The organism is Faecalibacterium hominis (ex Afrizal et al. 2022) (genome assembly GCF_049545105.1).
GTDB lineage: Bacteria > Bacillota > Clostridia > Oscillospirales > Ruminococcaceae > Faecalibacterium > Faecalibacterium duncaniae.
Genome location: NZ_CP186860.1, coordinates 787,895 through 806,731, shown reverse-complemented (window position 1 = coordinate 806,731; position 18,837 = coordinate 787,895). Strand labels below are relative to the sequence as shown.

Annotated in this window: 13 protein-coding genes; 3 read left to right on the top strand and 10 right to left on the bottom strand. The window is 60.5% G+C overall.

Annotation, left to right across the window (positions count from 1 at the left end; translation table 11 throughout):
* Nucleotides 1-20 precede the first annotated feature (20 nt).
* Both ACKXGA_RS03950 and ACKXGA_RS03945 read right to left on the bottom strand, forming a co-directional pair.
* Nucleotides 21-2,786, bottom strand: a complete 2,766-nt coding sequence (locus ACKXGA_RS03950) for an EAL domain-containing protein (protein ID WP_423730125.1) — start codon at nt 2,784-2,786, stop codon at nt 21-23.
* Between the two features lie 137 nt (nt 2,787-2,923).
* Nucleotides 2,924-3,928 carry a collagen-like triple helix repeat-containing protein gene (locus tag ACKXGA_RS03945; RefSeq protein ID WP_423730124.1) on the bottom strand — a complete coding sequence of 335 codons (1,005 nt, stop codon included), beginning with the start codon at nt 3,926-3,928 and terminating at the stop codon, nt 2,924-2,926.
* Between the two features lie 218 nt (nt 3,929-4,146).
* Here ACKXGA_RS03945 and ACKXGA_RS03940 point away from each other — a divergent pair, with 218 nt between their 5' ends.
* Nucleotides 4,147-4,782 carry a LexA family protein gene (locus ACKXGA_RS03940; protein ID WP_005930458.1) on the top strand — a complete coding sequence of 212 codons (636 nt, stop codon included), beginning with the start codon at nt 4,147-4,149 and terminating at the stop codon, nt 4,780-4,782.
* 43 nt (nt 4,783-4,825) lie between these two features.
* Nucleotides 4,826-5,683: a leucine-rich repeat domain-containing protein gene (locus ACKXGA_RS03935; protein WP_423730123.1), complete on the top strand. Its 858-nt coding sequence runs from the start codon at nt 4,826-4,828 to the stop codon at nt 5,681-5,683.
* A gap of 74 nt (nt 5,684-5,757) precedes the next feature.
* On the opposite strand, the gene ACKXGA_RS03930 is transcribed toward ACKXGA_RS03935, so the two are convergent.
* The 6 genes from ACKXGA_RS03930 to ACKXGA_RS03905 form a co-directional block, all read right to left on the bottom strand.
* Complete coding sequence (locus ACKXGA_RS03930; protein ID WP_423730122.1) at nt 5,758-6,333, bottom strand: transporter; 576 nt, start codon at nt 6,331-6,333, stop codon at nt 5,758-5,760.
* Between the two features lie 113 nt (nt 6,334-6,446).
* Nucleotides 6,447-7,439, bottom strand: a complete 993-nt coding sequence (locus ACKXGA_RS03925; RefSeq protein ID WP_423730121.1) for a PstS family phosphate ABC transporter substrate-binding protein — start codon at nt 7,437-7,439, stop codon at nt 6,447-6,449.
* A gap of 12 nt (nt 7,440-7,451) precedes the next feature.
* Nucleotides 7,452-9,080 (bottom strand): DUF5046 domain-containing protein, encoded by a 1,629-nt coding sequence (locus ACKXGA_RS03920; RefSeq protein WP_423730120.1) that lies wholly within the window; start codon nt 9,078-9,080, stop codon nt 7,452-7,454.
* Between the two features lie 121 nt (nt 9,081-9,201).
* Nucleotides 9,202-10,578: an MATE family efflux transporter gene (locus ACKXGA_RS03915; RefSeq protein WP_423730119.1), complete on the bottom strand. Its 1,377-nt coding sequence runs from the start codon at nt 10,576-10,578 to the stop codon at nt 9,202-9,204.
* Between the two features lie 174 nt (nt 10,579-10,752).
* Nucleotides 10,753-11,628, bottom strand: coding sequence for a UTP--glucose-1-phosphate uridylyltransferase (locus tag ACKXGA_RS03910; protein WP_423730118.1), 876 nt, complete (start codon nt 11,626-11,628; stop codon nt 10,753-10,755).
* A 40-nt stretch (nt 11,629-11,668) separates the two neighbouring features.
* Complete coding sequence (locus ACKXGA_RS03905; protein ID WP_423730117.1) at nt 11,669-12,652, bottom strand: RING finger protein; 984 nt, start codon at nt 12,650-12,652, stop codon at nt 11,669-11,671.
* A gap of 178 nt (nt 12,653-12,830) precedes the next feature.
* Between ACKXGA_RS03905 and prfB the strand changes: the two genes are divergently transcribed.
* Complete coding sequence (gene prfB / locus ACKXGA_RS03900; protein ID WP_005930411.1) at nt 12,831-13,952, top strand: peptide chain release factor 2; 1,122 nt, start codon at nt 12,831-12,833, stop codon at nt 13,950-13,952.
* Between the two features lie 55 nt (nt 13,953-14,007).
* Here the strand turns inward: prfB and ACKXGA_RS03895 are convergent, their stop codons facing one another.
* Both ACKXGA_RS03895 and ACKXGA_RS03890 read right to left on the bottom strand, forming a co-directional pair.
* Nucleotides 14,008-16,521, bottom strand: coding sequence for an excinuclease ABC subunit UvrA (locus tag ACKXGA_RS03895; protein WP_423730116.1), 2,514 nt, complete (start codon nt 16,519-16,521; stop codon nt 14,008-14,010).
* 59 nt (nt 16,522-16,580) lie between these two features.
* Nucleotides 16,581-18,836 carry a putative bifunctional diguanylate cyclase/phosphodiesterase gene (locus ACKXGA_RS03890; RefSeq protein WP_423730115.1) on the bottom strand — a complete coding sequence of 752 codons (2,256 nt, stop codon included), beginning with the start codon at nt 18,834-18,836 and terminating at the stop codon, nt 16,581-16,583.
* Nucleotide 18,837: the final 1 nt, after the last annotated feature.

The following is an 18,837-nucleotide window of genomic DNA, read 5'->3' as shown; positions in this document are numbered from 1 at the left end:
AAGGGGAGTGTTTTTTTGTCTCAGTCGCAGAGATACCGCCGCTCGAACTCCTCAGCCGGGATGGCCTTGGAGAACCAGAAACCCTGCGCGCCGTCGCAGTCCAGCGAGCGGAGGAGCTGCACCTGCTCCTCGGTCTCGATGCCCTCGCAGATGACGCTGTAGCCCAGCCGTTTGACCAGATGCACGATCTCCCGCAGGAAATCGGTGCCACGCGCGTTGGAACTGCACCGGGTCAGGAAGAGCTTGTCCAGCTTGATGGTGTTCACCGGGATATCCACCATGTTGTTCAGCAGGGAACCGCCCGCGCCGAAATCGTCCAGCGAGGTCTGCATTCCATCGCTCTGGAAGGAGGAAAGCAGGCGCTTCACCCGGTCGTACTCCGAGACCACCGCTGTCTCGGTCAGTTCGATCTCCAGCATCCGGGCGCTGATGTTGTGCTTTTCCAGAATTTCGCTGTACTCCTGGGTGGGGGCATCCTCCCGGGCAAGCGCCGCCGAGGCGTTCACCGCAATGGGCAGCAGCCGATGCCCGGCCTGTGCATTGCGCTGCAGGAACCGGGCCACCTGCTCGAAGATGTACAGATCCAACTCCACGATGTGGCCCGTGGATTCCAGAATGGGAATGAACTGGTCGGGGTAGACCACGGTGCCGTCCGGCTTGATCCAGCGGGTCAGCGCCTCGGCCCCGATGACCGAGAGATCCTTGGGCGAGAATTTGGGCTGGAGGTACAGTTTGAATTCGCCGTTCTCAAGCGCCTGCGGCAGGCCGCTCAGCAGCTCACCGGTCAGGGTCTGCTTGAACTCCAGCTTTTTGTCAAACTGGATGGCAGACACGCGGGTGTTGCTGTGCACCTGCTTGCGGGCAAAGTTTGCCTTGTCGATGGCGGCCGAGGCGCTCAGGCAGCCGGGCTCAATGGCGTACACACCCATCCGCACCCGCAGGCGTACCTCCGGGTAATGCTGCGCCTGATACTGCTCAAACCGGCGGCAGAGCGTGTCTGCATAATGGAGCGGGCCTTTCTCGTCACGGCAGGAGAGGTAGAGCACGAACTGGTCGCCCACCACCCGGCACAGGTAGCACTCGCCCCAGTGACGGGCTGCCTCGATGAGGAAATCGCTGAATTCCTTCAGCAGCTGATCACCGGTGGCATAGCTGTATTTCTCGTTGAAATATTTGAAGTTCTCGAAGTCGCAGTAGAAGATTTGGTAGCCCTCGGCATAGCCGCCGATGATCTTGTGGGAGACCTCCTCCTTGAAACGGGTAAAGGCCAGCAGACCGGTCAGCCGGTCAAACTCAGGAGCAGAAGTCATGCCGCGGCTTACATCGTTCACGGCCAGATGCTTGCTCAGGTAGGCGTTGATGATCTTTGTGATCTCGCCCAGCTCCCGGCGGTTCTGGGGAGTCCAGTACCGTTTGCTGCCGCACACCACATAGGCAATGGCACCCTGATATTCGCCCTCGCCGTACATGGCAGCGTAGACCACTGTCTGGGCCCCGCCCTGCATCAGCAACGCGCGCCCCTGCGGCGAGTACATCCCCATGTTGTCGGCCTGCAGCACGGTGGTACCGTATTCATCGTAGCTGTGGAACAGGGTCAGGAAGTCCTCCTTGGTAAAGGAGTTACCGTTCAGAGGCACCGGCTCCGCGTGGGGAGAGGTCCACTGGAACTGCCGGGAGACGCTGCGTTCCCGGATGCGGGTGTCCACAATGGTGATGCGGTCCAGCTGCAGCCGGATGCCGACGATCTTCAGGAAGAGGGGGATAGCCGTCTCAAAGCTGTTGTTCTTCTCAAACAGTTCAAAGGCGGTGGAGATCAGATCGTTGTGCAGGTAGCGTGCATCGATATCGGCCGTTTCCGGGGCGGCAGGAACCGCCTGGGCATAGCGCCGCAGATTGTCGCAGAACACATACTGGTTGCGGCCATTCTGCTTGGCCTGATACAGGGCCCAGTCCGCGTTTTCGAACAGCTGGTCAAAGGAATAGCCCGCTGTGTTTTCAGGCAGGAAGCAGGCACCGATGCTGCAGGTCATCCGGTAATCGTTTTCCCAGAACTTCATCTGCTGCACGGATTCTGACAGCTGGCGGGTCTTCTGAAGCAGGGTGGTGTTGGGGATATCCTTCAAAAACACCACAAATTCATCGCCGCCGAACCGCACCAGAATGTCGCTGGAGCGGAACAGGGTGCGCAGCATCCGGGCAAACTCCTGCAGGACCTTGTCGCCGAATAGATGCCCGTAGCGGTCGTTGACGTTCTTGAAAAAATCAAGGTCGATGACCAGCATTCCGCAGGAGGCATAGGGATCTTTGGCCTGCAGATAGCGGTCGATAAGCTCCTTGCCGGTGCGGTTGTTATACAGCTGGGTCAGGGAATCGTGGCGGGCCTGCTCCAGCAGCTCCTGGGTCTGATTCTTCTGGTCGGTGATGTCCTTTGCGTAGCCTACATAGAGCGTGCCGCGGGCGGGGTCCTCGACCGGGCGGGCATCCACCTCCCGGGAATAATACACCCCCTCCGGCGAGACAAAGCGCATCTCCAGCGGGCCGTACAGCTCACCGGTGAGCAGGGCGTGCATCTTCCAGCGGTCCTCCGCGAAGATCGTGGCGTGCTCCGGCTTCTCGGAGCCAAGGTAGGCATCCAGCGTTTCCAGCGTGCGGCTCCGGGTATCGTAGACCCGCAGCTGATCCAGACGGGGGTCATATTCCAACAGAAAAAAACACCGATGCACAAGAAACTGCATCAGCAGGGGATTGTTGATGATCGAATCGATAAACCGAACAGGGACATCCATGGCCGACTCCCCACTTTCCGCTTTTTAACCAGTATAACAAAATATGGAAGATGCATCAAGGCAAAACACAAAAATTTCATGGAAAGTGAAAGAAATTTTACCGAAAGTTCTGTCGGGAACGGTTTCGGTGCTCCCGCTCAGGCCGGAACGCCCCACAGCTCGATCGTGGCACCGGCGGCAAGCCGGACGTTGGTGTCCACGGTCAGGGTCAGCCTGCCGAGCTTCTGGCTGGCATCCACATTCTGGCCGCCTCTTCCGGCAGGCAAAACGACCGCAGGCGGTGCACCCGTGGTGCCGGATGCGGCAAAACAGAGATACTGGCCGAAGCAGGGAAGTGCCTGAAAGCTGGCAAAGGTGCGGGTGGGCGGGCTGGACATCGAGCTGCTGGCAGCACAGGGGGCAGAAGCACTGAGCAGCTGGGTACCATCGCTGGTGCTGCAAACCCAGTGCAGCGTGCCCTTGGATTGGCTGCTGCCTGCCTGAAACAGCACCTTCAGCGCCTGCAGTTCGGTGGGAAAGGTGCGCTCAAAGCTGGCAGCGGCGGCGTTCAGGGACACCTTTTCCAGCAGCTCCCACTGGCCGGGATCGCTGGGGTCACCCTTTGGGCCCTGGGGGCCGGGTTCTCCCTGCGGGCCTTGCGGTCCGGGCTCTCCTTTGGGGCCGGTGGGTCCTGCAGCACCGGGTTCTCCTTGCGGTCCGGGTTCCCCCTTTTCGCCCCGGAATGCACCGCTTTCCACAGCTGCTTTCAGCCGTTCCAGCAGGGCCTGCCAGGCGGGCGTGCCGGGCTGGGGCAGGGTGCTGTCCTCAGTGCCGGAATTTTCGGCCACGCAGTAGCACACGTCCGCGCTGGTCAGGGTGCGGGTGCCATCGGTGCCCTCAAAGGTGATGCGCCCCTCCCCGGGCACAGCCGTGATGAGGGCGGGCACCTCCACAAGGCCGTCCACCACCAGCGTGGAGGGGGCAGCGTTCCCATCCGGCAGGTGCCAGAAGGCCCGCAGGGTCATGCCCTGCCACTCGCCGTCGGCTTCCACCCGCAGGGCGTAGATGCCCCGGTTTCTGGTGTAGCCGAAGCGGAGCAGGCCATCGTACCCCTGCAAAGCAGCCCCGCCGCCCGAGGATAAATGGATCTGACGTTCGATCATACAGTTTCACTCCTTTTGTCGTGGTTTTCGCGTTCAAAAGCTTGACTTTGGTTAGAGTTTCCGGTAAGATTGTGAAAAGACCGCAGATGGTTTGGTGGATAAAATCTAACCAAAATCAGCTTGTGAGGCTATAATATCTGATTAAATTCAGAAAGTCAAGGGAAAATCTGAATCCGGTTAGAAAACCGGCGTCCTGCACAAGAAGGAGTGCAAAATTTGTGTTTTATGACTGCTACACGGCCCTGTGTCAGGCCAGAGGCATCAGCCGCAGCCGGGCAGCGCAGGAGATGGGCTTGAGCAACTCCACAGTGACCAAATGGAAAAACACCGGGGCGACCCCCTCGGGCGAGACGCTGGCCAGAGTATCCGCCTATTTTGGCGTGCCGGTGGGGGAGCTGCTGGGCGAAGCCGTCCCGTCGGTGCAGGAGGAGCGGAAGCTGCCCGAAGGAGCTGTCCCGTTCGATCCCGCTCTCACGGCTCCGCTGCTGGGCACGGTGCGTGCAGGCCTGCCCATGTATGCGGAAGAAAACATTGAGGGCTACATCCCCATCACCCGGAAAGACGGGGCACGGTACTTTTGGCTCCGTGTCCGGGGCGACAGCATGAACGCCGTGGGCATTTCGGAAAACGATGAGATCCTGGTGCGGGAGCAGCCGGAGGTGGAAAACGGCCAGCTTGCCGTGGTGATGGTCAACGGCGATGAAGCCACCGTGAAATATTTCCGTCAGGAGGGGAGCCTTGTGGTCCTGACCCCCAAAAGCTTCAACCCCGTGCACCAGCCCCAGATCTATGATCTGAAACGGGTGCAGGTGCGGGTGGTCGGTCTTGTGGTGGAGTGCCGCAAGGTGTTCTGAAAAAAAGAAGATAGCCCCTGCGGGGCAGAATAGGAGGCTCGCTATGAAATGGAGGACCGTTCTGTGCACAGCACTGCTTTTGTGCGGTACCGTGCTGCTTTCTGCCTGCGGCGGGGGAGAGATGCCCGCGCCTGCGGAACCGCCCGCTTCCAGTGAGGTATCGGCTCCCTCTCAGCCGGAGGAAGTGCCCGCCCCCTCGGAATCGGCTTCTTCCAGTGAACCGGAGCCGCCAGCATCCAGCGTGCCGGAAAAAGAGAATCCATTGATCGTGAATGGCGTGCTGAAAAGCTACGATACCGGCAAGCAAAAGGATGTTGTTCTGCCCAGCGGGAAGTTTACCAAAATTGATTCAGGATGCTTCAAAAATAATACCACCATGGAATCGGTGAGTATCCCGGAAGGCGTTACGGAGATTGGCTTTGCCGCATTTTCAGGGTGTTATAATCTGAAATCTGTGCAGCTGCCAAAATCTCTGGTGAAGATTGAACAGTCTGCATTTTTAGATTGTGTATCACTGGAAGAGATTACTTTCCCTGAAAACAGTAGACTGGAACTTTACCAGTCAGCATTTGAAAATTCAGGGCTGTTGAAGGTTTTTATCCCGTCAAATATTCGGATGATGAATGGTGGAGTATTTGCAGATTGCAAGAAACTTATCAGTGTATATCTTGAGGGACAGGAGACCATAGAAAAGCAAACATTTGCAAGTTGTTATTCTTTGCGAACAGTCATACTTGGTAAGGCAACGAAGGAAATTCGAGCGGGGGCATTTGATGGATGTTCGAATTTATCGGATGTCTGGTATGCTGGAAGTTGGGACGAATTGCTTTCGGGGTGCAATAAGGAGTGGAATGGAGCATTCTTTAATGCGGAACACCATGAAGGTGCTCCAAGCGATTGACTAGAATACCAAAACAATAAGAAACCCGGGGACAGCATCACAGCTGTCCTCGGGTTTTTGTGCGTTCGGAAATCTTACACTTTCTCAGTCTCATCGTCCTCGTCGTCCTCCTCGTCGGCGAGAGCTTCTGCATGGATGCGCTGGCGCAGGCGGGTGCGGAACTCCTCGGCGGGGATGCCGCTCTGGTTGGGGGTCAGGTCCGGAGCGGGCTTGCCGTCAGGCAGGTGGGCACCAAAGGCCGGCACAAAGAAGAACTTGCGCACGACAAAGATCAACGCAATGGCACCCACGCTGATGAGGTTGTCCAAAGCCGATTCGTGGCCGACCACCATGTGGCGGGCAATGGCGTAGAGCAGCACTTCCAGGCTGCTGCCGGGGCTGTGCTTGGCCAGCATCTTGATGAACTCCACGCCGATGACAATGTCCAGCGCCCGCTCAAGGAAGCCGCGAATCTCTACATCGTTGCCATCAAACAGCAGGCCCGGCATCCATTTGAGCAGGGGAATGAAGCTGAGCAGCAGGCCGATGAGCACCAGCCCGGACAGCACGATCTCCAGCAGGGTGGCGGCCTGAATGATGCAGCTGCGCAGTGCCTTGCGGCTGCGGCTCTCAACATGGGCGGAGTGCGGGGTGTCGGAAGGATGGGACATGATGCGGCATCTCCTTTGCTCAAGATCGTGAAACGAAAAAAGCTGACAAACTTTTCTTAAGTCTAGCAAAGGATTTGAGCAAAGTCAATGAAATGTGCCGAATTTTCTGGGAATTACTGGACGGCTACATAGCCGGAGTGCTCAATGCAGGAACGGCCTGCATCGGTGGAGAGCCACTCGTAGATCCTGCGCTCCGGGCTGTCGGCAGCGGAATCCTGCAGGATGGCGGCATAGAATTCGTTGCACAGCGGGTAGCTCTGGTCGGCGATCGTCTCGTTGGAAGGGGTCACGCCATCCACGGCCAGCAGCCGCAGACCGGGCTTGGAATACATCTGGTCGATGTAGTAGTAGACCGAGAAACCGATGGCGTTGGCGGAGTTGTTATACTCTGCAATGCTGTCCACCAGCTCACCCATGGCGGTGGGGGCCAGCTCGGTGGGGGCCTCCATCAGCGGGCCGCCCTGGATCAGCAGTTTCTGGAACAGGGTCTGGCTGCCGGAGTCCGCCCGCCGCTGGAAGGCAATGATCTCCTGATCCTTGCCGCCCACATCCTTCCAGTTGGTGATCGTTCCGGCGTAGATGTCCTTGAGCTGCTGCAGGGTCAGGCTCTGCACGGGGTTGTCCTCGTTGACGATGAACACCAGAGCGTCCCGGCCAATGGCCTTCTGCTCCAGCGGGTCACCGTCAGCCTTCAGCTCCTCCTTGACGGATTCCGGGGCCTCGTAGGCGATGATGAGCTTGACCGAATCGCCGTAATTGTTGCCGTACAGGCCCAAGTTGCGCCAGGCCTGGGCCGTGGTGTTGGTGGTCACGGCGCTCCGGGCGGTCTCCAGATCCAGCCCGGTGGTGTCGGCCATGATCTGTGCAATCAGCGGGATGCAGGCCGTGCTGCCATCCGTAATGGGGAATTCATCCACGCTCAGGATGGGCTGTGCGGGAACTTCACTGGCGGCAGAAGAGGAGGGTGCCTCAGAATCAGGCTGAGACGGGGCCGCCCCCGAATGAGAGGAGGCAGGCACGGTATTGCAGGCAGAGAGCAGGGCGGCGGTGGATGCCAGACCCAGACCGGTCAGGAACGCGCGGCGGGAAATTTTGACAGTACGCATGGAAAAACCTCCTTAGAAGAAACCGTTGTCCATTTCGTCGTTGCTGGAAGCGAAGATGCTCTCGGCGTAGAGCCACTGGCCGGTCAGGTCCATCCAGCCGCTCTCAAAGCCCTTGACGGCAGCGAACACGCCCTCGGGCAGGCCGTTGACGCTGTTGGCGTAGTACCCGGCACAAGTGCGCAGGCCGCTGACCACCACATTGCCGTCGCTGTCCAGAACATCGTAGAGCCAGCTGCTGCCGGGGCCATTGTAGCAGCCGTAGAAGTAGATACCGTCCTCAGTGGAGAGCAGGGGCGAGTAGTAGTTGTAGGTCTCATCCAGCTTGGCCGGGTCGAGGGTCTTGTGGATGCCATCCGGCCCGCAGATGTGGATGGCCGTTGCGTCGTAGCTGTCATTGTCATCCTGCTGGACCCAGGCCCAGCCGTTCCCCTCGGGGTAAATATGGGTACGCACCTGATTTTCCACCGGGTCGATGGTGGTATCGGTCAGCAGAACACCGGTCTGCAGGTCGAACACCCGCACGGTGCCGTCTACGGCATAGATGGCCAACGTGGCATCATCCGTATTGGCATCGTAGAGGTCTTTCTCCTCGCCGGTGAGCAGGTCGTGGAACAGATACCGCCCCGCCATTTCGGGGGTGGAGGCATCTGGCTCCGTGACTGCTGCGCCGGGCGCATAATACCGCACAGGCTGGTCGTATTCGCAGAGCACAGCGCTTTGCTCCGTGCTGACCAGATCCACTAGCTGATATCTGCCATCGTGATACAGGCTGACCGTGCCTGCACCGGTGTACTGCTGGTAACCGGTCAGCTCCTCGCCGGTGGTGGGGTTGTACAGGCTGTCGGCACCCGTCGTGCCATCCTCGTTGTAGTGGCTCACCACCAGCCAGTCGGTGGGGGCGGAGCTGTCGCTGCTGCTGGCGTAGAAGTTGGAAAGGCCGGACAGCTCTGCCTGATAGACCACCTCACCCTGCCGATCCTGCACCTGTACGGCGCAGTAGGCGGTCAGATCATCGCCCCATTCGTTTTCCTGCACATAGTCTGCCGGGACATTGCAGACTTCAAAGGCCAGATAGCTGCCTGCTATGCTGCATCCGTAAGCGTTTTCGGGCACAGCCAGCTCGTCGCCCGTGGCAAGGTCGATCACCCGGCAATCGCCTGCGGCGTGGTTGTTGCAGGGGGCATAGGCCATCTGTTCCGGTGCGGTCAGGACCAGCAGGCTGCCGGTCAGGACGGCATCGTAGGCACGGTCAAAGGTCAGGATCTCCTTGCCGCTGCGGTCGCACAGGGCGGTTGCCCGCCCGGTGGGGGTACTGGGGTCTGACCACTGCCGCAGATAGTACCGCACGGTGCCGGTCAGGGTATCCGGCACCAGATACACGGTCTCGCTGCTGGCAGCCTGATACAACACGGTATTGCCGCAGAGCACGGTATTGCCGCCGTTGGAGCCGTTGCTGTACAAGATGCGCAGTTTGCCGTCGTCCAGTGGAGCTGCAGCGGGGCCGGGCGCTTCCTCAGCCTGCGCGGGCTTGGAATCGGGCAGGGGCGAGGCCGGAGGCAGCAGGGAGCAGGAGGCCAGCAGCCCTGCCGCGGCAGACAGGCTGAGCACTGCACAGCCGATGCGGAGAACAGAACGTTTCATAAGCGTACCTCACAGGTTTGGTAGAATTTAACTTTCCTATTCTGATTATAATACGAATAAACCGGACGTTCAATTGCAATCGAACGTCCGGTTATGGTTACAGTTTTGTTACAGGGTTCGCTCAGACCTCGGCAGCCTCAGCTTCGTCCATCCGCACCAGCTGACGCAGGAAGGGGAAGAGGAAGGGCACGGTGACAAAGAAGGTCAGCACATCGGCGATGGGCTGGCAGATCTCAACACCCAGCAGCCCAAAGGCCCGGGGCAGGGTGAGGATGAGCGGGATGAAGAACACGCCCTGACGGCAGCAGGCCAGAAAGGTGGCCCGGCCCGATTTGCCGATGGACTGGAACAGCATGTTGCCCGCCACGATCACGGGCTGCAGCAGCATGGCAAAGCACTGGTAGCGGAAGGCAGGCAGGGCCACGGCGGTGACTTCGGGATCATCGCGGAAGAGGCGGATGAGGGTCTCGGCATTGAACCAGCAGACGGTAAGAATGACAGAGAGAAAGCAGAAGCTGGCTGCCATGGTGAACAGGCAGGCCTGCTGCACCCGGTGGTGCTTTTTGGCACCATAGTTGAAGCCTGCCACCGGCTGAAAGCCCTGACCGGTGCCGATGGCCACCGAGATGATGAACATGAAGATGCGGGAAACGATGCTCATACCGGCCACGGCAGCGTCGCCATAGCCGCGGGCGGCGATGTTCAGCAGCATTCCGCCAATGCTGTTCAGGCCCTGACGGCCGAAGCTGGGCATGCCGGTCATCAGGATGGTGCCGAACTCCGCCGGGCTGTGGGTGACTGCCGTGATCCGGAACTGGCTGACCGTTTTGCCCCGCAGGAACATGGACAGCAGGATGCAGAAGCTGATGGTCTGGCTCAGGGCCGTGGCAAGGCCCGCACCGGCGGTGCCCATGCCCAGCCCAAAGATGAGCAGCGGGTCCAGCGCAATGTTCAGCAGGCCGCCGGTGACCAGGCCGATCATGGCAAAGCTGGCCTTGCCCTCATAGCGCAGGATGTTGTTCATCACCAGACTGGACATCATAATGGGAGCGGCCAGCAGGATGTACCGCGCGTAGGCACAGGCATGGGGCAGGATGGTCTCGGTGCTGCCCAGCAGCATCATAAAATCGGGCAGGGTGAGCAGGCCTGCCGCTGTGATGATGCCGCCGAACACCAGCGCTGTGAAGAAGCTGGTGGAAGCAAACCGGGTGGCGGCATCGGTGTTCTGGCTGCCCAGGCTGCGGCTGATGATGCTGCCGGAGCCGTGGCCCAGCATGAAGCCCAGCGCCTGGAGAATGGCCATCAGGCTGGAAACGATGCCCACCGCACCGGATGCGCTGGTGGAGATCTGGCCCACAAAAAAGGTGTCGGCCAGATTGTAGATGCTGGTGATGAGCATGCTCAATATCGTGGGAGCCGCCAGACTCAGGATCAATTTCGGGATGGGGGTCTCCGTCATTTTGCGGAACTGCTCCGCGCTGCGGTCGGCATTTGCCATGAAAAAACCTCGCTTTCTCTTTTCTTTGATACGATCTTTACATAAAAAACATTCACACCCAGTATACCGCAGGAACTGTTTTGTATCAACCAATTCCTTGCCGGGGTTATTGCAGCAAAAGACCGCCCTGCCCGGCGGCAGAGCGGTCTTGGGTCATGGAAAGGAAAATGACAGTTACAGGGTCTTGCAGAACTCCTTCAGGTAGGCACGGAAAGCCTCGCCGATCTCGGGGTGCTGCAATGCCAGCTCCACCTGAGCCTCCACCACGCGGAGCTTGTTGCCCATGTCGTAGTGGGTGCCGGTGAACTCCACAGCGGTCATGCCGCCGCAGTTGCGGGCATACTCGGCCATGGCATCGGTCAGCTGGATCTCGCCGCCTGCACCGGGTTTGGTGTGGGCGAGGATATCGTAGATCTCAGGGGTCAGCAGCACACGGCCCAGAATGGAGTAGTTGCTGAACTCCTGGCCCTTTTTGGGCTTCTCGATCATGTCATCCACAAAGAAATAGTTGTTGTGGATGGGGGTGGTCTTCAGGCTGCAGTAACGGCTCACATCGGCCCAGGGCACAGCGGAGACACCGGCAGCCGGGCGGCCGAACTCCTCATAGGCGCGGATGAGCTGGGCGCAGACAGGGTCCTCGCCCCAGATCACGTCGTCGCCGTAGATGACCACGAACGGATCGTCACCGGTAAAGGCCTTTGCCATGCTTACGGCGTGGCCTAGGCCCAGCGTCTGCTTCTGGCGCACAAAGAAGATGTTGGCAAGGTTCGAGATGCCCAGGCACTCCTCCAGCATCTTTTCCTTGCCGGGGGCGGCCAGCTTTTCTTCCAGCTCGGGGCTGCGATCAAAGTGATCCTCGATGATGCTCTGGTTGCGGCCCAGAATGATCAGAATGTCCGTGATGCCGGACTTGACGGCTTCCTCCACCAGATACTGGATGGCGGGCTTATCCACGATGGGGAGCATCCCCTTGGGCATGGCCTTGGTGGCGGGCAGCACACGGGTGCCCAGACCGGCGGCAGGGATGACAGCCTTCGTAACTTTTTTCATGGTTCGGAACTCCTTCATCATATCATTTCAGGCTGAACGCTCAGCCGTAGACCAGATGGATCAGGGCATCCACATTGGGGCCAAGCAGCAGGGTGAACGCGCTGCCGATGACCATGAGCAGGACCAGACAGCCGAGCACGGCGGCCCAGCTTGTGCCGCCCTGCGCGCAGAGCACGGCTTTGCGCTGTGCCGCGTCCGGGAACTCCGCGCGGATGCGGCGGATCTTTTCGGCGGCACTCTGGCGGTAGAACCACTTGCCATACAGTCCGCGCACGATCATCAGCAGGAAGCTGAGCACTGAGCAGACCCGGGAAAGGGTGAGCAGGGTGGAGGTGGAAAGCCCCGGGGCCAGGCTGCTGTCCGTGATCTGCAAAAGGTCAATGAAGGTGGGCAGGGCCAGCACCAGCTCGGCGGCCAGAAAGGCGAACGCGGGCTTCCACGCCTTGCGGTAGAAGAAATAGAACGGGCCGAACAGCATGGCCGAAAAGCTCATGGAGGTCTTGGTGTGGGACAGCTGCATCCGGCAGTAGGCGCTCAGGTAGGCAGGGGAAGCCGGACCGATGAAATCCGCCCAGTCCTTGCAGGGGATGCCGTCCATGACCTCTTCCTTGCCAAAAGCGGCCTGATAGGTCTGACGCAGCGGGTCTACCTGCGGGGCTCCGGTCTCCTGGAACTGGCGGTAAAAGGTGGAGTAATCAAACTCCTCGCTGTGCTCGTCCGAATCGGCACGGTCTGCGGGCTCCTGTGCCCCCTCCGGAGGCAGGGCCGCACCGCAGCAGCGGCAGACAGATTCACTGCGCAGGGTGCGCTCGCCGCAGGCAGGGCAGGTGCACAGCTCACTTTCCTGATAAGGGAACTTCCACTCGTATCCGGCGGCGTGGGCCGGGGCATGGATGCAGCGGCCGAGCTTTTCATAACAATCGCGGTGATAAGGCGCGCCGCAGTCGGGGCAGACAACGATGTCGTCCTGCAGTGTCAGCGGCTTGCCGCAGCCCTCACAGGGGCAGCCATAATATTTGGGCATAAGATCCTCCCGGTATGCTAGTTGAACTTATTATACTCCCTTAAAAGAGAAAAGAAAAGGCAAAAATCTTCAAAATTCCAGTAGGTTGAGTATTTTTCCTCTTTACTTTATCATGGATTCTGGGTATACTAATGAAGTATCTGTGTATAAACTGTATCTTTTGAGGGATTCTTAAAATATGATTACTACTGACGAACTGAAAGTGCAGCTGGCCGATTACGGTACCGCTGTGAAGGACCTGGAGGAAGCGCTGGCCATCGACGCTTCCCGCAAGCGCGTGCAGGAGCTGGAGCACACCATGAGCCGCCCCGGCTTTTACGATGACGCTGAGCTGAGCAAGAAGGTCTTTGATGAAGTGGGCGACCTGAAGGGCAAGCTGAACCGCTTTGAAAAACTGCAGGGCCTGTACGATGATGCCGAGACCATGCTGGTGATGCTGGACGAGGAGTACGACCCCGACATGGTACCCGAGGCAGAGGAAGCTGTGAACGCTGTGGGCAAGGCTGTGGATGAGCTGCAGCTGATGACCATGCTGAACGGTGAGTACGACCACAGCAACGCGATCCTGACCTTCCACGCCGGTACCGGCGGCACCGAGGCGCAGGACTGGGCCGAGATGCTCTACCGTATGTACAATAAGTGGGCACAGGCACACGGCATGACCGTAGAGGTGCTGGATTATCAGGACGGCGACGAAGCCGGCATGAAGAGCGCTTCCATGATGGTCAAGGGTGCCAACGCCTACGGCCTGCTGAAAAGCGAGAACGGCGTGCACCGTCTGGTCCGCGTGTCTCCTTTTGATGCCAACGCCCGCCGCCAGACCAGCTTTGCCTCTCTGGAAGTGATGCCTGAGCTGGACAACACCATTCAGGTGGACATCCGCCCTGAGGACATCGAGATGCAGGTGTTCCGCTCCTCCGGTGCCGGCGGCCAGCACATCAACAAGACCTCTTCCGCTGTCCGTCTGATCCACAAGCCCACCGGCGTCGTGGTCAGCTGCCAGACCCAGCGCAGCCAGTTCCAGAACCGTGACTACGCCATGGAAATGCTGAAGGCAAAGCTGTATCAGATCGCAAAGCAGCAGCACATGGACAAGATCGACGACATCAAGGGCGTGCAGAATGAGATCGCCTGGGGCCACCAGATCCGCAGCTATGTGTTCATGCCCTACACCATGGTCAAGGATCACCGTACCAACTACGAGACCGGCAATGTCGATGCCGTGATGGATGGTGATTTGGACGGCTTCATCTTTGCCTACCTCAAGGCTGCCAGCCGCGGGGAACTGCAGGATACCTAAAATTTATCATAAAATGTCAGAGGGACCTCGCCGTTGGGCGGGGTCCCTCTTTTAATTACAGGTGCAGATATTTTCCGGTGATGCTGGCGGGATCGGCGGCCACCTGCTCCGGTGTGCCGCAGGCCACGATGCGTCCGCCGCTCTCGCCGCCGCCGGGGCCGAGGTCTACGAGATAATCGGCGTTGCGGATCACATCCAGATCGTGCTCAATGACCACCACAGTGGCCCCGCTGTCGATGAGACGCTGGAACACGCCCAGCAGGGTGCGCACGTCCAGCGGGTGCAGGCCGATGGTGGGCTCGTCGAATACAAACACGGTGTCAGCCTGCCCTTTGCCCATCTCGCTGGCGAGCTTGAGCCGCTGGGCCTCCCCGCCCGAAAGGCTGGGGGTGGCCTCGCCCAGAGTCAGGTAGCCCAGCCCCAGGCTGGAAAGGGTCTGCAGCCGGCTGGCCACCAGCTTGAGGTCGGCACAGGCGGCAAGGGCTTCGTCCACGCTCATCTCCATCAGGCGGGGCAGGCTCTCGGCCTGGGTGCCGTCCTTCCGGGTGCGGTAGAGGGCGGCGGCATCCTTCTGGTAGCGGGAGCCGCCGCAGTCCGGGCAGGTGATCTCCACATCCGGCAGGAACTGGATGTCCAGGCTGATGGTGCCGGTGCCGTCGCAGCCGGGGCAGCGCAGGCGACCCGTGTTGTAGGAAAAATCGCCCGCCTTGTAGCCCTTCTCCCTGGCAAGGGGGGAGCGGGCGTAGATCTTGCGCAGCTCATCGTGGACATTGGCGTAGGTGGCCACCGTGGACCGAACATTGATGCCGATGGGCGTTGCGTCAATGAGCTTGACCTGCGCAATGCCCGGTGCAGTGATGCTTTCCACATGGGCGGGCAGAGCTTCGCCCTTGGCGGCGGCCTCCAGCGCGGGGATCAGGCTTTCCAGCACCAGCGTGGTCTTGCCGGAACCGGACACGCCGGTCACCGCAATGAGCCGCCCCTTGGGCAGCCGGACTTCCAGCGGCTTGACGGTGTGGATGGCCCGGGTGCGCAGGGTGATGGTGCCCAGCGCAAAGAGCTCCGCTTCCGGGGTGCGGGTGCGGGCTGAGAGGGTGTGCAGGTCGGCAAGGAAGGGCCCGATGCGGGAGGCCGGGCTTTGGGCCACCTGCTCCACAGTGCCCTGTGTCAGGATGGTGCCGCCGTTTTCACCGGCACCGGGGCCCATCTCAATGAGCCAGTCGGCATCCCGCAGGATCTCAGTGTCGTGATCCACCAGCACGATGGAGTTGCCGTCCGCGATCAGGTCATGCATCACGCCCCGCAGGCCCTCGATGTTGGAGGGGTGCAGGCCGATGGAGGGCTCGTCCAGCACATAGAGCACGCCGGTGGTGCGGTTGCGCACCGAGCGGGCCAGCTGCACCCGCTGGCGCTCCCCTGTGGAAAGGGTGGCGGCCTCCCGGTCAAGGGAGAGGTAGCCCAGCCCCAGATCCAGCAGGCGGGCGGCGGTGGCCTGAAAGGACTCGCAGATGCTCTCAGCCATGGGGCGCATCTCCACGGGCAGGGAGGCGGGCACCCCCTCCACCCAATGTACCAGCGTGTCCAGCGTCATGCGGCAGGCATCGGCCAGCCCGATGCCCCGCAGCCGGGGAGCCCGGGCCGCGGCGTTCAGGCGGGAGCCGCCGCAGGCGGGGCAGGGGCCCTGTTTCAGGAACCGCTCCACCCGCTTCATGCCCTTTTCGTCCGTTACCTTGGCAAGGGCGTTCTCCACGGTATAAACGGCGTTGAAGTAGGTGAAATCCATTTCACCCGCCGCGCCGGTCTTGCTGTTCTGGTAGAGCAGGTGCACTTTTTTGGCGGGGCCGTGGAACACCATGTCGCGCTCTTCCGGGGTCAGCTCCCGGAAAGGTACGTTGGTGCGCACGCCCATCTTTTCGGCGATCTCCTTCATCAGCGACCACATCAGGGTCTGCCAGGGCAGCACCGCGCCCTCGTTGATGGAAAGGCTCTCGTCCGGCACCAGAGTGGATTCGTCCACCACCCGCACGATGCCGGTGCCCTCGCAGTCTGGGCAGGCTCCGGTGCTGTTAAAGGCGAACTGCTCCGCGCCCAGCACCGGCACCTGCGCGCCGCACCGGGGGCAGTAGAGCGGGATCTCGGCCGCAATGTTCAGGCTGGGCGGCACCATGCAGCCGCAGCTGGGGCAGGGGTAGTGGGAGAGCCGGGAGAACATCAGGCGCAGGCTGTTCAAAAGCTCGGTCATGGTGCCAAAGGTGGAGCGCATCCCGGGCACGCCGGGCCGCTGGTGGAGGGCCAGTGCGGCGGGAACATAGCGGATCTCGTCCACCTGTGCCTTTTCGGCCTGGGTCATCCGGCGGCGGGTATAGGTGGAAAGGGCCTCCAGATAGCGGCGGGAGCCCTCGGCGTAGAGAACACCCAGCGCAAGCGAGGACTTGCCGGAACCGGACACGCCCGCAATGCCGACGATCTTGTGGAGCGGCACATCTACGTCGATGTTCTTCAGGTTGTGCACCCGCGCGCCCCGCACCCGGATGGCGGCGGGGAGAGCGGAACTGGATTCGTGGTTCATCGTGTCTCCTTTCTCTGAATGGGGTCACAAAAGGCTCCCCCGCAGGGGAGCCGGAAAGATCATAAACCGAGGGGATCAAACCGCTGGTGTTCGAGCTGGTCGATCACCGCCTGCGCTTCCGGTGCAATGGGGGCGGGTACTGCGGCGGGGCGGCTGAGGTAGTAGCCCTGCAGCAGATCCACACCCAGACCGATGACGGTGCGCAGCTGGGCCTCGGTCTCAATGCCCTCGGCGATGAGCTGCATACTGCGGGCGTGGGCGTAAGCCACAATGTTGGAGACGATCTGCTGCTTATCACGGTCGGTGTCGATCCCGCGCACAATGGAAATGTCGATCTTGATATACCGGGGCGAGAGCTCCAGCAGGTTCAGCTCGTTGCTGTAGCCGCTGCCGTAGTCATCCAGCGCAAAGGAGCCGGAGAAGCCCGGAACGTTCCGCTTCCGCTCCAGACATGCGCGGTCCAGATCCTCCTGTTCGGTGATCTCCACCACCAGCCGCTTAAGCAGCTCGGGGTAGCGCTGAGCATATTCCTCCACATCCTCATTCGTCAGGCTGACATTGGCGATGGAGTTGATGAAGAGCAGGGCATCGCTTTGGAACAGGCCCTGTGCCTGCATACGCTGGAAGAGCGCGCTGGAATGGAACACAGTGATCCGTTCGATCTCATACAGGCGGCCCGTCTCATGGGCCAGCTGCATGACCTGAGCGGGGGAGTGCAGGGTGGGCAGATCGACCCGCATGAGGGCCTCGTAGGCTGCGACCCGGCCGCTGCGGGCAGAGCAGATGGGCTGGAAGTGGTAGGACACCAGCTCTTCCTGCAGCAGGCGCTCAAAGTCCTGCTGGGTCTGGGCGGCGTATGCCTCCTGATGGTAGCTGCCGATATCAAAATCACACATGCGGCCCTTGTGGGAATGCTTGACCTGATACATGGCAAAGTCGGCATATTTTTTCAGGGTGAGCAGGTCGTGGCCGTCCGTGGGGTACCAGGCGATGCCGCCCGAGATGCTGATGTGCAGCTGCTTGCCGTTGGGCAGGATGGACACGCTGCGCTGCAGGGCGGCACTCAGCAGCTCCAGCTGGGCGCGGAGCTGTGCCTGATCCTGGTAGCCATAGAAGAAGATCAGGAACTCATCGCCCGAAAGGCGGGAGCAGATGGTGTTGGCGGGCGTGTTGGCCGCAAAGCACTGGCCGGTCTGGCGGATGTACTGGTCGCCCCAGTCGTGGCCGTAGGTGTCGTTGATCTGCTTGAGGTTGTCCAGATCCATCATCAGCAGGGCGGCACAGCCCAGCTTTTCGGGCTGCTGGAACAGCGCTTCACAGGCGCGGTCAAAGGCACGGCGGCGGTACAGACCGGTCAGGGTATCGTAATCGCGCTCGTGCTCAATGCGCTGCTGCTCCAGCACCGTGGTGGTCATATCCTCAGCCAGACCCACCTCGGAGGCGCTTTCGCCCAGGATATGGGTGACACGCAGGGTGATGTAGTGGGTGCTGCCGTCGGGCTGGGGGATGGCAAAGACCTTGTTGTTGGCCGGGGACAGGCGGTAGAACCACCGCTGCTCCAGTGTGCCCATCAGGGCGCGGAAAGCTTTTGGCGTGAGCGGATCTGGCTGCTCCTGTGCAAGGCCCAGCATGGAGAAGAAGTTGTCAGTCACATAAACGCTGTCATCGCGCAGCTCATAGCCGCCCAGCTCCGCACTGGCCAATTTCATAATGCGCAAAAAGCGGGTGGAGGAGTCCAGCACGTCTTTGCTCAGCTGGGTAAAGGCAGAGGAAAACTGATCCAGCTCCCTGATGCCGGTGGTGGAAAGATGCGGGATGGCGGAGGAATCCGCTTCGGCAGCGGCTACCTCAGCCGAGAGCTTGGCTACGGGCCGGGCCAGCCGCCTGCTGATCAGCCAGCTGCAAACAAAGCCAACGGCCAGCGTGATCAGAATGATGAAGGAGAGCAGCTGCTGCAGCCGCTGGGCGAAAGCAAAGAGCTGCACCGCGGGAACAGAGCCCACGAGAAGCCAGTGCTCGCCCGAGAAAGGAGCGTTCCGGCTGTAGAGGTTCAAGGGGGAGACCGAGGCAATGTAGAGGGCATCGCTGAAGAGGTAGCGGCGGGTCTGGGCACTGTGGAGGCGCAGCGTAAGGCTTTCGTCCGCAGAACCCGGCTGCCCGTCGCAGTGGGAACGGAGCACCGGACGCAGCTGCAGTTCAGAGGCAGAGAGCTCCTCCGTACCGGTCACGGCAAGGAAATAGGTGCCGTTGTTCTGCAGCTCAGAGCAGGGCAGATTCTCCCACAGATAGTCGGCCAGCAGCTCCACGCCGATCACG